The 13,557-nt window shown below is 73.7% G+C and carries 13 protein-coding genes and 1 pseudogene; 5 read left to right on the top strand and 9 right to left on the bottom strand.

From position 1 onward, the window contains the following. Window positions 1-48 precede the first annotated feature (48 nt). The 3 genes from CHC05_RS04630 to CHC05_RS04620 all read left to right on the top strand — a co-directional run bounded on the left by CHC05_RS04630 (window position 49) and on the right by CHC05_RS04620 (window position 3,263). Window positions 49-1,587 (top strand): PspC domain-containing protein, encoded by a 1,539-nt coding sequence (locus CHC05_RS04630; protein ID WP_089245038.1) that lies wholly within the window; start codon window positions 49-51, stop codon window positions 1,585-1,587. Further along, a complete protein-coding gene (locus CHC05_RS04625) occupies window positions 1,584-1,898 on the top strand; it encodes a hypothetical protein (RefSeq protein WP_089245036.1) in 315 nt (104 codons plus the stop codon). The genes CHC05_RS04630 and CHC05_RS04625 overlap by 4 nt, the downstream gene beginning before the upstream one ends. 102 nt (window positions 1,899-2,000) lie before the next feature. Beyond that, a complete protein-coding gene (locus CHC05_RS04620; RefSeq protein ID WP_089245034.1) occupies window positions 2,001-3,263 on the top strand; it encodes a phosphatidylserine decarboxylase in 1,263 nt (420 codons plus the stop codon). Between the two features lie 22 nt (window positions 3,264-3,285). Here the strand turns inward: CHC05_RS04620 and CHC05_RS04615 are convergent, their stop codons facing one another. Genes CHC05_RS04615 through CHC05_RS04595 form a run of 5 tightly spaced genes read right to left on the bottom strand, consistent with a single transcriptional unit; the run spans window position 3,286 to window position 7,438 of the window. After that, a complete protein-coding gene (locus tag CHC05_RS04615; RefSeq protein ID WP_089245032.1) occupies window positions 3,286-3,882 on the bottom strand; it encodes an energy-coupling factor transporter transmembrane component T family protein in 597 nt (198 codons plus the stop codon). After that, entirely contained in the window at window positions 3,879-4,568 is a 690-nt protein-coding gene (locus CHC05_RS04610) for an energy-coupling factor ABC transporter ATP-binding protein (RefSeq protein WP_089245030.1), read from the bottom strand. The genes CHC05_RS04615 and CHC05_RS04610 overlap by 4 nt, the downstream gene beginning before the upstream one ends. Beyond that, entirely contained in the window at window positions 4,565-5,674 is a 1,110-nt protein-coding gene (locus tag CHC05_RS04605; protein WP_089245028.1) for a thiolase family protein, read from the bottom strand. Before CHC05_RS04605 ends, CHC05_RS04610 begins: the two co-directional genes overlap by 4 nt. After that, window positions 5,667-6,887, bottom strand: a complete 1,221-nt coding sequence (locus tag CHC05_RS04600; RefSeq protein WP_218824445.1) for a class I adenylate-forming enzyme family protein — start codon at window positions 6,885-6,887, stop codon at window positions 5,667-5,669. Before CHC05_RS04600 ends, CHC05_RS04605 begins: the two co-directional genes overlap by 8 nt. Further along, window positions 6,884-7,438: a biotin transporter BioY gene (locus tag CHC05_RS04595; protein ID WP_218824444.1), complete on the bottom strand. Its 555-nt coding sequence runs from the start codon at window positions 7,436-7,438 to the stop codon at window positions 6,884-6,886. The genes CHC05_RS04600 and CHC05_RS04595 overlap by 4 nt, the downstream gene beginning before the upstream one ends. A 102-nt stretch (window positions 7,439-7,540) precedes the next feature. Between CHC05_RS04595 and CHC05_RS04590 the strand changes: the two genes are divergently transcribed. After that, window positions 7,541-8,161 (top strand): TetR family transcriptional regulator, encoded by a 621-nt coding sequence (locus CHC05_RS04590; protein ID WP_218824443.1) that lies wholly within the window; start codon window positions 7,541-7,543, stop codon window positions 8,159-8,161. 43 nt (window positions 8,162-8,204) lie between these two features. Here CHC05_RS04590 and CHC05_RS04585 read toward each other — a convergent pair whose 3' ends face one another. The 3 genes from CHC05_RS04585 to CHC05_RS04575 form a co-directional block, all read right to left on the bottom strand. Then, on the bottom strand, window positions 8,205-9,083 hold the full coding sequence (locus CHC05_RS04585) for a CDP-alcohol phosphatidyltransferase family protein (RefSeq protein WP_089246078.1): 879 nt from the start codon (window positions 9,081-9,083) through the stop codon (window positions 8,205-8,207). 339 nt (window positions 9,084-9,422) lie between these two features. Further along, window positions 9,423-10,331, bottom strand: coding sequence for an NUDIX hydrolase (locus CHC05_RS04580; RefSeq protein WP_089245022.1), 909 nt, complete (start codon window positions 10,329-10,331; stop codon window positions 9,423-9,425). Window positions 10,332-10,376: 45 nt separating this feature from the next. Further along, window positions 10,377-11,324, bottom strand: coding sequence for an NUDIX domain-containing protein (locus CHC05_RS04575; RefSeq protein ID WP_089245020.1), 948 nt, complete (start codon window positions 11,322-11,324; stop codon window positions 10,377-10,379). 146 nt (window positions 11,325-11,470) lie between these two features. On the opposite strand from CHC05_RS04575, the pseudogene CHC05_RS42295 reads away from it, so the two are divergent. Next, window positions 11,471-11,672 (top strand): annotated as a pseudogene (locus tag CHC05_RS42295) (PspC domain-containing protein); the annotation flags it as partial. Window positions 11,673-11,943: 271 nt separating this feature from the next. Here the strand turns inward: CHC05_RS42295 and guaA are convergent. After that, window positions 11,944-13,497 (bottom strand): glutamine-hydrolyzing GMP synthase, encoded by a 1,554-nt coding sequence (guaA, locus tag CHC05_RS04565; RefSeq protein WP_089245016.1) that lies wholly within the window; start codon window positions 13,495-13,497, stop codon window positions 11,944-11,946. Between the last annotated feature and the right edge of the window lie 60 nt (window positions 13,498-13,557).

Below are 13,557 nucleotides of genomic sequence, written 5' to 3'. Positions count from 1 at the left end.
GTCCATGCCTGAGGCCGCTCGGGCACCGGCGCCCGCAATATCGACGGTATGACCGAGACCCCCGAGACACCGGCCGGCCCGCGCCCGGCGGACGAGGCCGCCGCGCCGCCGCCCGGACCACCGCCGCCGCCCCCGCCCGGGGCCGGCCCGCACGGCACCCCCGGGGCTGGCACCGCGCCGGGCCCGGCCAGCTTCGCCGCGCGGTACGGGCTGACCCGCCCGTACAACGGTCGGTATCTCGCCGGGGTCTGCGCGGCGATCGGCCGGGCCACCAACACCGACCCGATCCTGTGGCGCGTGCTGTTCGCCGTGCTCACCCTCTTCTTCGCCGTCGGCGTGCTGATCTACGTGACCGCGTGGCTGCTGATCCCGGGCGAGGGCGACACCGCGTCGCCGATCGAGTCGGTGCTCGGCAAGGGCCGGTCGAGCATGTCGCCCGTGACCGCGATCGTCCTCGGCGTCGCTTGCACGGTGTTGTTCGGCTTCCTGGTCACCGACCCGTTCCGCGCGGTCGTGCTGGGCGCCGCGATTCTGATTGGAGGCGCGTTGCTGCTCAACCGCAACCAGCGCGGGCCACAGCCCGTGCCGTCCGGCCCGACGGACGAGCGGTTCACCTGGTCCAACATCTCACCCTGGTCGGGATCGGCACCCTGGGGCGGCGCCACACCGTGGCGGTCGACCCCGGAACAGCCGACCCAGCCCTTCGCGGCGGCACCGGCGCCGCCCGCCCCGGCGGGTCCGCCGCCGGTCGCGGTCGACGAGCCGACGCGGGCGTACGACGAGCCGACCCAGACGTACGAGGCACCGCCGCAGTACCCCCAGCCGACCGCGCAGTTCCCGCCGGCCGCGGGGCCGTTCCCGCCCCGGCAGCAGCAGGGCTACCAGCCACCGTTCGCGCCCTACGGCCCGTACGGTGGGCCGCCGCCCCCGCCCCCGCCCGCACCGCCGAAGCCGGCCAAGCCACCGAAGCCACCGAAGGAGCGCTCGGCGCTGGGTTTCGCGACCTTCTCCATGATCTTCGTGGCCATGGGCATCGTGGCGATGCTGGACCTCCTCAACGTGGTCCGGGTCCGCCCGACCACCTACTTCGCGGCAGCCCTGCTGACCATCGCGCTGGGCCTGCTGGTCGGCGCCTGGCTGGGCCGGGCCCGCTGGCTGATCGCCCTCGGCCTGGCGGCCGCCGCCGCGCTGGGGATCTCGTCCATCGCGGAATACCAGATCGACCACGACAACCTCGGGCGGCGGGACGCGGTCTGGGAACCGCAGACGATGAACGAGCTCCGGACCAGCTACCGGCTGCCGTTCGGTGACGCCCGGCTGGACCTGAGCGCCCTGGACTTCACCAACCAGGACAGGCAGGTCGACGTCAGCCTCAACGCGGGCGATCTCGAGGTGCGGGTGCCCGACTACGTCGACGTGATCGCCGACGTCAGCGTCGACGCCGGCGACGCGCAGGTCTTCAACCGCTCGGCGAGCGGGTTCGGCCAGTCGATCACCGTCGAGGACGACGGGGAAGACGGTGTCGGCGGCGGCACGCTGCGGCTGACCATCCACAACAATGCCGGACGGGTGGAGGTGACCCGATGAAGGCGCACAAGACCGACGCGATCTCGCTGGTTTTCGCGGTGATCTTCCTGGCGATCGTCGGCTGGTGGGTGTTCGCCCAGGTCGTCGACGTCAACGTGCCGGCCGCCGGCTGGTGGGTCGCGTTCGGGCTGATCCTGCTGGGCCTGCTCGGCCTGGTCGGCGCCGTCCGGTCCGCCCGCAACGCCAACGCGGCGCAGCGCTCGGCGGCCCCGGTCAGCCCGGGCACCGATCCGGTCACGGAGGTCGATCTGGAGCCGGCGCTCACGACCGACCCCGTCTCGGCTCCGCCGCGCGGTCAAAACCACGACTGAGCCCCGCGCCACCTATGCTGGCCGGTGGAGGTTTTCACCTCCGCCGGCCAGTGCTTTGTCCCGCCGGCATCACCGATTCGAACGCTGAGGAGCCAGCCCGACATGACCGCCTCCCCCGCGCACCCCGCCGACAGCGGCCGCGACAGCTTCGGCGAGCGCGCCGCGCGCACGCTCACCGCCGAGCTCGCCCGCCACGCCGGCCCGAAGACCGCCCTGGTGGTCGGTGCCGCGCCGGGGTCGGCGGTGCTCCAGGCCGCGATCGACGCGCTGCTCCCGGGCGACGCGCTGGTCGTCACGCCGGGCGCGGGCACCACCAGCGCCGCGCTGCGGTCCCACGTGCACCAGCAGGGCCAGTGGGTCGGTGACCGCGTGCGGGTGGCCGAGTCGGTCGGCGAGGCCGACCCGGCCCAGGTCGTGATCGTCGGCGAGGCGCTGACCGGCTCGGCGGAAGACGCCCGGGCGACCATCGACGGGCTGGCCAAATACCTGGCCGACGGCGGCGTGCTGACCGTCGCGGCGCCGGCGCTGCCCGGCCTGACCGGCGGAGCGGCGGCCGAGCTCGACCGGCAGGCGGCGCTCTTCGGCGTCGGCTCCGACCTGGTGCTGGCCAACCGGCCGCCGGTGCGGGTGCACCGCCTGCGGTTCTCGCCCGCCGACGCGGCGTTGGCCGAGCGGCTCGCGCCGGCCTACCGGCCATCGAGCGTCAAGCTGACCCGCTCGATGCACATCGACTCCAACGGCGTGGCCGCCGCCGGCATCGCCCTCGGCGTGGCCGCGCTGACCCGCCGGGCCCGCCCGTCGTCCAAGCTGTGGCTGGTGCCGGCCCTGGCCGCACTGCCGGTCGCGGCGTTCTTCCGCGACCCCGAGCGCGACGTGCCGGAGGACCCGACCGCCGTGGTCGCCGCCTCCGACGGCAAGGTCCTCTCGGTCGAGCGGGTCACCGACGAGCGGTTCGGCGACGGCGAGTTCCTCCGGGTCGCGGTGTTCCTGTCGGTACTCGACGTGCACGTCAACCGCAGCCCGGTGGCCGGCAAGGTGGTCGACTACTTCGTCACGGACGGCGGCTACGCGGCCGCGATGAAGCCGGCGGCGGAGCACAACGTGGCCGCGTACACGGTGCTCGACACCCCGCGCGGCACCGTGGTGGTGGCCCAGCGGACCGGCCTGATCGCCCGCCGGATCGTGCAGCGCGCGCCCGTGGGTGCGCTGCTGGCCCGCGGTGAGCGGTTCGGCCTGATCCGGTTCGGCTCGCGCACCGACGTCTACCTGCCGGCCGGCACGGCGGACGCGCTCGTGGCACCCGGCGACCGGGTCGTCGGCGGGGCGTCGGTGATCGCCCGCTGGCGGTCAGGGTCAACTCGGTGATCGCCCGCTGGCGCGCCCAGCCCTAGTCGATCCCGCGGGCCGTCAACGCGTCGGCCAGGTCGTCCGAGTGCTTCAGCGCCATGATCAATAGGGGTACGACGAAGGCCAGGGGCGCCGCGGGTACGCCACGGGCGCGCTGTGCCTCCCGGATCTGAGTGGCGAAACCGGCGATGACCGGGATCGTGGTGATGGTCATGGAGAGCATCAGCGCGACCCGGCTCGGGTTGACACCCAGCCGCCGCAGCGGCGTCAGCGCCCGTTCGATCGCGTCCACCACCTGCTCGGTGCGGGTGGTCAGGGTGACCAGGTTCGCCAGCAGGATCACCACGACCACCCGCACGACGTTGGCCGCCATGGTCAGCGCGGGCAGGAAGAAGACCTGGCTCACCACCATGACCAGGACCAACCAGCGCAGCTTGTACGCCTGCCGGGCGATCTCGACCGCGCCGAGTCCCGCCAGCAGGTAGCAGGCGGCGACCGCCAGCGCGGCGCCGGTCAGCGTCCAGGGGTCCGCCGGGGCGAGCGAGACACCGAGCGCGAGCGCCATCACGACGAGCAGCTTCGGCCCGGCCGGCAGGCGGTGCAGCAGGCTGTCACCGGGGCGATAGAGGGAGATCACGACTCGTCCTGGTCGTGCTCGTACCGGGCGATGACCGGTGCCGGGTCGCCCTGGTCGACCACCTGGCCGTCCTCGAACCGGACCGCGATGTCGCAGCGCGCCGCCAGCCGCAGGTCGTGGGTGGCCAGCACCAGCTGCTGGGGCATCTCGTCGAGCAGGAAGCGGGCGATCCGCCGGCTGTTGGCCGCGTCCAGGTAGGCGGTCGGCTCGTCGGCCACCACCAGGCTCGGCTCGCCGATCAGCACCGCGCACAGGGCGAGCAGCTGCTTCTGCCCGCCGGAGAGGCTGTGTGCCGGCGAGTCGGCGTACTCGGACAGGCCGACCCGGTGCAGCGCGGCTGCGACGCGCTCGCGGACCTCGGCCCGGGACAGGCCGCGCCCGCGCAGCGAGAAGGCCGCGTCCTCGGCGACCGTCGGCATGATGATCTGGGTGTCGGGGTTGCTGAACACGAAGCCGACCCGGCGGCGCAGCTGCCCCGACTGGCGGACGGGGTCGATGCCGTGCACCCGCACCTCGCCGGTGGTCGGGGTGACCAGGCCGTTGAGCGTGCGGGCGAAGGTGGACTTGCCCGACCCGTTGGAGCCGATCACCGCGATCCGGCGCTGGTGCAGGCGCAGCGTCACGTCCCGCAGCGCGGTCCGGCCCGGGAACTCGACCGTGACGGCGGACAGCTCGAGCTCGGTCACCGGACGACCTCGAACAGCGCCGCCACGCCAAGTCCGCCGCCGATCGCCGCCGTGGCCAGGCCGAGCGTGCCGGCCGGTGCGCCGGATCGGACGAGGCGGCTGAACAGGCGGACCACGCTGACCGCACCGCTGGCACCGTACGGGTGGCCGAGCGCCAGCGCGCCGCCGTCGGCGCAGACCCGCTCGTCCTCGTCACCCAGACCGAGCCGGGTGAGCACGGCCAGCACCTGCCCGGCGAAGGCCTCCACGATCTCGATGGCCGCGACGTCGGCGAGCGTGACACCGGCGGTCGCCAGGACGCGCTCGACCGCCGGGACCGGGCCGAGGCCGGGCAGCGCGGGATCGCAGCCCACGGTGGCCGTCGCGACGACAGCCAGGCCGGCGCCGGCGGGTGCGAGCGCGACCGCCGCGGCCCCGTCGCTGTCCCGGCAGGAGTTGCCGGCGGTGAGGGTGCCGCCGATGTCCGGGAACAGCGGTGGGAACCGGTCGAGCATCGTCGGCACGCGTTCGCGTGGACCGGCGTCGGTGGTCACGCCGGCCAGCGGTACAAGCTCCGCGTCGAAGCCGCCCCGGCTCCGGGTCAGCACCGCGCGGCGGTGGCTCCGGGCGGCGTACGCGTCCTGGCGGTCACGGTCGATGCCGTCGAGCACCGCGAGGTCCTGCGCGGCCCGGACCATGTCGGGGTCCGGGTGCCCCGGCGGCGCGAACGGTGCCCGGTCGTAGGCGACGCCGGCCGCGATCCGGACCGGCGCCGTGGAGCAGCTCTCCACGCCGCCGGCGATGCGCAGCCGGCCGTCGCCGGCCCGGATCGCCTCGGCGGCGGTGATGATCGCCGCGAGGCCGCTGCCGCACTGCCGGTCGACGGTCATCCCCGGCACGGACACGTCGAGTCCGGCCGCCAGTGCGGCGACCCGCGCGACGTTGCCACCGGGACCCACGCAGTTGCCCAGCACGACATCGCCCACCTCGGCTACCACCTCGTCCACACAGGCCCGGACCACCGGCGCGGCCAGCTCGGCGGCGGTCAGCCGGGCCAGCGCACCGCCCTTGGGTGCGATCGGTGTGCGCCGCGCGGCCACCACGACCGGCGTGTTCGGGTCAACCAATGCGGGTCATCCGTCCTTCGATCGCCGCGTGCCGGATCTGCTCGCGGGCCGGTTTCCCGGTGGCCGTCCGGGGCAGCTTGTCGGTCCAGAACCAGCGCCGCGGCCGGTGGGTGCCGGTCAACAGCGTGCCGGCCTGGCTGCGCAGCTCGGCCGCCGTGGGCGGCCGTCGGCCGGGCTCGGTCTCGATCAGCGCGGCGACCAGCTCGCCGGCCCGCTCGTGAGGCAGGGCGAAGACCACCGCGTCGGCGATCCCGTCGATGCCGAGCAGCGCCGCCTCGACGTCTTCGGGGACCACGGTCGCGGCGGCGGTCAGGATGGCGCCGTCACTGCGCCCACGCAGCCTCAGGCTGCCGTCGAGGTCGGCCAGGTCGCCCACCGTGCCCCAGCCGTCGTCGTCGCGGCGGAACGGACCGTCGACCCCGCCGAGGTAGCCGGTGGCGAAGTAACGCGACCGGACCCACAGCACCCCGTCGTCGACCCGGAGCTCGACGCCCTCGAACGGGCGCAGCCCCTGGCCGTCGGGGTCGGCCGCGACGAACGACAGCTCGGCGGCGCCGTAGTAGCTGACCACCCGGATCCCGGCCGCCTCCGCCCGGGCGCGCAGGTCCGGGTCGAGCCGCGCGCCGCCGGTCAACGCGACCCGGAGCCGGTGCGGGGCACCTGTCTCGAGGACGTCGCGCAGCGCGTACGGGGTGCCGTGCAGCACGGTCGCGTGGGCCAGGTCGGCGGCCGAGACGGTGTGCGCGCGGGGCAGCCGGACGGTGGCACCGAGCGCGCGGGCGTGCGCGACGGAGAACATGGTCACCGAGGAGACCAGCGGCGACGGCAGGTAGACGACGTCGTCGGCGGTGAGCCCGACCAGCCGTTCGACGGCCGGGAACGAGGCCGCCCAGGACGCGGCGGTACGCACGATCATGCGCGGCGCCCCGGTGCTGCCCGACGTGAACGTGCCCCAGCCCGGGCCCGGCACGGTTGGTGCCGACTCGACCCGGCGGCGCAGGCCGGCCCAGTAGGTGGCGTCCCAGCGGTCGTCGCCGACCAGCGGCACACCGCCCGCGTCGTGCACGGCGAGCGCGCTGACCAGGGCGTTGACCCGGTCGGGGTCGCGGATCGGGACCGCCCGGCCGGGCCGGTGGTGCTTCGCCGCGGCGGCGATCCGGGCGCTGAGCTCGGTGGCCGACAGGGCGGTGTCACCGCAGAGCAGAGCGGTCACGAAGCGGCGCGCCGGAGCCGGGTCGGGTTGCCGAACGCGCGGGGGTAGGCCCGCCAGAGGGCCATCGTGATGACCGTGGCGGCGACCACCTTGAGCAGGTCGCCGGGCAGGAAGGCGGCGCTGGTGGTGATGGTCTCCCACAACCCGAGCCCCGTGACCGCCGACTGCACCGGGATGCCGATCGCGTAGACGACCAGCGCGCCACCGACGAAGCAGCCGACCGCTGTCCGCCACCACACCGGCGGGCGGCCGCCGACGCGGACGATCGCGCCGACCACGAAGGCACCGAAGATCCAGCCGATCAGGTAGCCGGCGGACGGGCCCGCGAACACGCCCGCGCCGCCCCGGCCGCCGGACAGCAGCGGCAGGCCGGCCAGGACCAGCACCAGGAAGATGACCACGGCGGCCGCACCGCGCCACGCGCCCAGCACCGCGCCGGCGAGCATGACGCCGAGGGTCTGCGCGGTGATCGGCACGGAGCCGCCGATGGGTATCGCGCCCGGGATACCCAGCACCGCCAGGATGGCGGCGAAGGCCACGATCCTCGTCATGTCGCGCGTCTCGAACCTGCGAGATCCGTCCATCGACTCCCCCTCTTGAACGCCGTTCACCTGAACACCGTTCTCCTGAACGGCGTTCACTATAGTGGTGAGATGCCGAGATCGGATAGCGCCGGGTATGTCCGCAACAGCCGCGACGACGTCGTGAGCGCGGCCCTCGGGATTCTTGACCAGCAGGGCCTGCCCGACCTGACCATGCGGCACCTGGCGACCACGCTCGGCGTCGCGCCCAGCGCGCTCTACTGGCACTTCCCCAACAAGCAGTCGCTGCTGGCCGCGGTCTCCGACCGGATCATCGCGGGGGCCCGCGCCGTCGGGGCCACCGGGGACGACTGGCGGGCCGCGGTGCGGGCCGAGGCCGCCGCGCTGCACGACGCGCTCCTGGCCTTCAAGGACGGCGCCGAGGTGGTGTCGAGCACGCTGGCGCTCGGTCTGGGCGCGGAGGACCTGCAGCGGCGGCTGACGGTGGCGCTAGGCGGCGGTGGGTTCGACGACCGGACGGTCGCCCTGGCCGCCGAGACGATGGTGCACTTCGTCGTCGGCCACGCCTTCCACCGCCAGCAGCGCATGCAGGCCGACAGCCTGGGCGCGGTGGCCGAGCGGCACTCCCTGGACCACGAGAACCCGGCCGACCAGGCACCCGAGCCATCCGCGTTCGACTTCGGCATCGCGCTGCTGGTCGACGGGCTGGAGGCGCACGCGCGTACCCGATGAGAAAGAAGGCCCCCGCCGGTGACCGGCGGGGGCTTTCGTGCGATCAGGCCGTGCGGCGCTGGCGGAGCCAGAGCAGCGGGCCGCTCGCGAGGTAGGCGATGACGATCGCGAAGAACGTCGCGCGGATGTCGAGCAGGCCGCCGACCACCGGGACCAGCAGCAGCCACGGGGGCAGCTTCACCAGCCGGGCGAGCTTGGCGTACGGGAAGCTGGAGACCATCGTGAAGGCCAGGATGGCCACGCCGGCCACGACCAGCGTGCCGGAAACCGGCAGGCCGATCAGGACCGCCAGCGCGAGCACCGCCGCGGCCATCGTGGTTGGCACCCCGCAGAAGAAGCGGCCGTCCTTGGGCGAGACGTTGAAGCGGGCGAGCCGGATCGCGGCGCAGCCGGCGACCAGCGCACAGGCGACCGCGGCCGCGGCGGTGGAGACCGTGCCGGCCAGCGACGCGTAGACCACGACGGGCGCGGCGAGGCCGAACGAGCACATGTCGGCCAGCGAGTCCATCTGGGCACCGAACGGGCTGGCCACGCCGAGGCGGCGGGCGAGCAGGCCGTCGAGACCGTCGAAGACGACGCAGGCGACGAGGCAGATCGCGGCGATGCGGACGTCGCCCTGCATCGCCAGGAAGATGGCCAGCAGGCCGAGCCCGAGGCTCGCCAGCGTGCAGCTGTTGACCAGGGCGAACTTCGCGCGCCGGGCCAGCGTGCGCTCACCCGGCAGCAGCGGGATCGACATGCCGACGGCGGGAGCGGGCTCGCTCGGACCGACGGCGGGGCTGACGGGTGCGATCGCCTGGATCTCGCGGACCGCCAGCGGGTCGATGGAGTGACTGTCCGGGTGCACCACCGCGACCCGGGAACGCCGCCCGACCCGCACGCGCAGGACCTGCCGGGCGAGGGTGCTGCCCCCGCGACGCAGGCCGTACCACCGGCGACCGCCGGGGCGCGGGCTGTCGAAAGCTAGGCGCGGACTATCAGTGCTGATACGCCGACGCCAAGGGGCTCTCGGCACGTGGTCCTCCAGGTCCAGGATCGGATCTCTCCGCCGCCAGATCGAACAACCGCCCGATCTTGCGGTTTACACCATCGCACAGATGGGGCTGGTTGGCGAGACTCGTACACGGTTCTATCGGATGAACCAGGCACGAACGCGACAGTTTTCATTTATGCGGCATAGCCGACGGTACGAGCTCTTGGCCCAACCATCGATTATAGGCCCTAGGCGGCCACATTGGTGATTTGTGGGCGTTCGGGCAGCTCAGGCGGCCCAAGCCTCGGTAGCGGTGGCGGCGACATCGGTGAGCGTCAGCCCGCGAAGCTCGTCGCGGGTGAACCAGGCCGCGTCGACCGTCGATCCGCCCACCTCGGCGACCCGGGGCTCGGTGGGCACCGGGACCGCCACGCGGTAGATCACCCGCACCGCGTGCCAGTCCATCGGATGCGGCTCCGGGCCGATCGCCCGCGGGTTGTGGCGGTCGGACACCCCGAGCAGCTCCACGACCTCACCCACCTGGCCGGACTCCTCCGCGAGCTCCCGCAGCAGGCCGGCCGCCGGCTGCTCGCCGAAGTCGGTGCCGCCGCCGGGCAGGTGCCACTTGCCGGCACCGGGAAACCCTTCGGAGATCTTCGTCAGGAGTACGCCGCGCGGCGAGGTGACCAGGCCGTAGGCGGCGAACCGCTGGCCCCGGTCGGTCCGGAGCGGCGGTGGCGGCCGACGGCGCCCGAGGGGGTGCGGTGCCACGAAGTCCAGGGGAACGACGGGCTGGCCGAGCAGCTCGGCGGTGAACGGCATCAGCCGCAGGTCGGCCAGGTCGCGCTGGTCGACCCACGCGACGTCGTCGCTGGTGCCGGCCGCCTCGCTCCGTAGGGTGCCGCGCAGCACCGTTACCTCGTACACGATCAGGTCGTAATGCCAGACGACGTCGATGTCGCGGAGCTCGCGCACGGACGCGAGCGCGGTCAGCGGGCGGCCGATCTCGATCTCCAGGCCGGTCTCCTCGCGGTACTCCCGGACCAGGGCGTGCGCGGGCGCCTCACCGTGTTCGAGGCCGCCGCCGGGGATCTGCCAGACCCCGGGGAAGTCGGACTTGTCGGACGAACGGGCGAGCAGCACCCGATCGCCGTCCCGGCACAGCCCGTACGCCCCGATTCGTCGCCGTCGCTCCATCGGGTTGATCTTACTGGCCGGTAGCCGGCGGCTGCCCGACCCGGCTTACTGGGGGAACGCGGCCCGAACGGCCTCGGCCGTGACCTCGGTGGTCGCCTCCGGAGGTAGGTCGCGGAGCTCGTCGGCCGGGAACCAGCGGGCGGCGTCGGTCGAGCCGCCGACGTCGGCAACGCGCGCGGCGACCGGGCTGTCGACGGCGACCCGGTAGAAGGCCCGGACGCCGTGCCAGTCGATCGGGTAGCCCTCGGGGCCGAGCGAGGCCGCGTCGCGGTGGCTGGCCACGCCGAGCAGCGAGACGAGGCGGCCGGACTGGCCGGTCTCCTCGACGAGCTCGCGGAGCAGGGCCGCACCGGGCTGCTCGCCGAAGTCGGTGCCGCCGCCCGGCAGGTGCCAGCAGCCCGCGCCGGGGTAGCCGGCCGCGACCCGGGTCAGCAGCACCCGGCCGTCGGGGTCGGTGGCGACCGCGTACGCGGCGAAGCGCTGAGCGCGGTGCAGGCCGTCGGGGCCGGGAGCGGCGTAGAACGACGGGAAGTCGGGTGTCTCGTCGGGGCGCAGGTCGATCGAGCCGGGCGGCAGGCCGAGCGCGTTGGCCGTGAACGGGCGCAGCGGCAGGCCCTTGGCCTCGTCGAGCGTGTGCCAGCGGGCGAGGTCCGTCGGCTGGCCGACCCGGTCGACCAGGGTGCCGCCCCGCACCGACGCCGCGTAGACGAGGCGGTCGGTGTGGATGGTGACGCCGCGGTGCGGCAGCGCGCGCATGTCGGCCAGGACGTCGTGCAGGCCGGTCACGGTGATCGACAGGCCGGTCTCGGCGGCGCTCTCGCGGACGACCGTGTGGTTGGGGTCCTCGCCATGGTCGACAGCGCCGCCGGGCAGGGACCAGGCACCCGGGGTGCCGGACCGCGTCGACGCCCGGACCAACAGCACACGACCGCTGCCGTCGGTGCAGACGGCGTAAGCGGCGATGCGGCGGACAGGCTCGAGCGCAGGGGTCACAGAGGGAGATTCTTCCCGAATCACTCGACACCTCCGGGGCTGGAGTCGGATTGCTGACACTTGATCACCCGCAGGGGTCAGGTTTCAGGGTACGGGTCCGGGCGGTACCCGAGGTAGAACCGTCCTGCCGGGTGGACCGTAGAAGCATGACGACGAGCGCGAACCCACCGTACAAACAACTACGCCGAACCACCGACGACAAGATCATCGCAGGCGTGTGCGGCGGCCTCGGCCGCTACTTCGGCGTCGACCCGGTCCTGATGCGAGTGATCTTCGCGGTCACCGTGGTCCTGACCGGCGGCCTGGCGCTGCTGGCCTACCCGGTGCTGTGGTTCCTCATGCCGGAGGACCGCGACGCGGCCGGCACGTGGGGGCCGGGCGGCGGGGCGCCCGCGGACTGGCAGGCCCAGACCCGTGGCGGTGGCTACTACCAGCCGCCGACGTACCAGGGTCCGACGAACCAGCAGCCCGGCCCGCAGGCGTCCTACGTGGAGCCCACCTACCCGGCGCCGGACGCCCAGCCGCCCACCACGGGCGACGACCCGAACACCACGCCCCGCGCGTAACGGCGGGGCCGGTTCGTCGGCGCGGACGTTGCCGGCCCGCACCCGCGGGCCGGCTACTCCCACTCGATGGTGCCCGGGGGCTTGCTGGTCACGTCGAGCACGACGCGGTTGACCTCGGGGACCTCGTTGGTGATGCGCGTCGAGATGCGGGCGATCACCTCGTAGGGCAGCCGTGACCAGTCGGCGGTCATCGCGTCCTCGCTGGACACCGGGCGCAGCACCACCGGGTGGCCGTAGGTGCGGCCGTCGCCCTGGACGCCGACGCTGCGCACGTCGGCCAGCAGGACCACCGGGAACTGCCAGACGTCGCGGTCGAAGCCCGCCGCGGTGAGCTCCTCGCGGGCGATCAGGTCGGCCGCGCGCAGGATGTCGAGCCGGTCGCGGCTGACCGCGCCGATGATGCGGATCGCCAGGCCCGGGCCCGGGAACGGGTGCCGCCAGACCATCGGGTCGGGCAGGCCGAGGGCCGTGCCGAGGGTGCGCACCTCGTCCTTGAACAGGGTGCGCAGCGGCTCGACGAGGCTGAACTTCAGGTCGTCGGGCAGACCGCCCACGTTGTGGTGCGACTTGATGTTGGCCGTGCCGGTGCCACCGCCGGACTCGACGACGTCCGGGTAGAGCGTGCCCTGGACCAGGAACTCGACGTCGCCTTCGGCGGCCACCTCGCGGGCCGCCTGCTCGAAGACCCGGATGAACTCGCGGCCAATGATCTTGCGCTTCTGCTCCGGGTCGGTCACCCCGTCGAGGGCGGAGAGGAACCGGTCCGCCGCGTCGACGACCTTGAGCTTGACGCCGGTGGCCTCGACGTAGTCCTGCTCGACCTGCTCGGCCTCGCCCGCCCGCAGCAGGCCGTGGTCGACGAACACGCAGGTGAGCTGGTCGCCGACGGCCTTGTGGACGAGGGCCGCCGCCACCGCGGAGTCGACGCCGCCGGAGAGGCCGCAGATGACCTCCTTGTCGCCGACCCGCTCGCGGATCGCGGCGACCTGGTCGTCGATGATGTTGTCGGGAGTCCAACTCGGCTCGATGCCGGCGATGTCGTAGAGGAACCGGGTCAGCACGTCCTGCCCGTGCGCGGTGTGCATGACCTCGGGGTGGAACTGGGTGCCGGCGCGCCGCCCGGCCAGGTCCTCGAACGCGGCCACCTGGGCGCCCGGCGTCGCGGCGGTGACGGTGAAGCCGGCCGGCGCGGCGGTCACGCTGTCGCCGTGGCTCATCCACACGGGCAGGGCGTCCGGCAGGTCACGCAACAGCACACCGGCCTCGGGCGCCACGGTGAGCTCGGTGCCACCGAACTCGCGGCGGCCGGTGTGCGCCACCGTGCCACCGAGGGCCTGGGCCATCGCCTGGAAGCCGTAGCAGATGCCGAACACCGGGACACCGGTGTCGAACAGGTCGCTGTCGACCTGCGGGGCGCCAACCTCGTAGACGCTGGACGGTCCCCCAGACAGGATGATCGCCACCGGGTCCTTGGCCAGCATGTCCTTGACCGGCATGGTGTGCGGCACGATCTCGGAGTAGACCTTCGCCTCCCGCACCCGGCGTGCGATGAGCTGTGCGTACTGCGCGCCGTAGTCGACGACGAGAACCGGGCGTGGCGTGGTCATGTGTCCGGAGTTTACCGACCGGGCCGGGCCGGCCGTCGCTCGCTCACCCCCTCCGGGGCG

The sequence above is a fragment of the Asanoa hainanensis genome, from assembly GCF_900188485.1.
Classification (GTDB): Bacteria; Actinomycetota; Actinomycetes; order Mycobacteriales; family Micromonosporaceae; genus Asanoa; species Asanoa hainanensis.
Note: the sequence above shows the minus strand (reverse complement) of the source record. Positions and strands in the feature narration are given on the sequence as shown.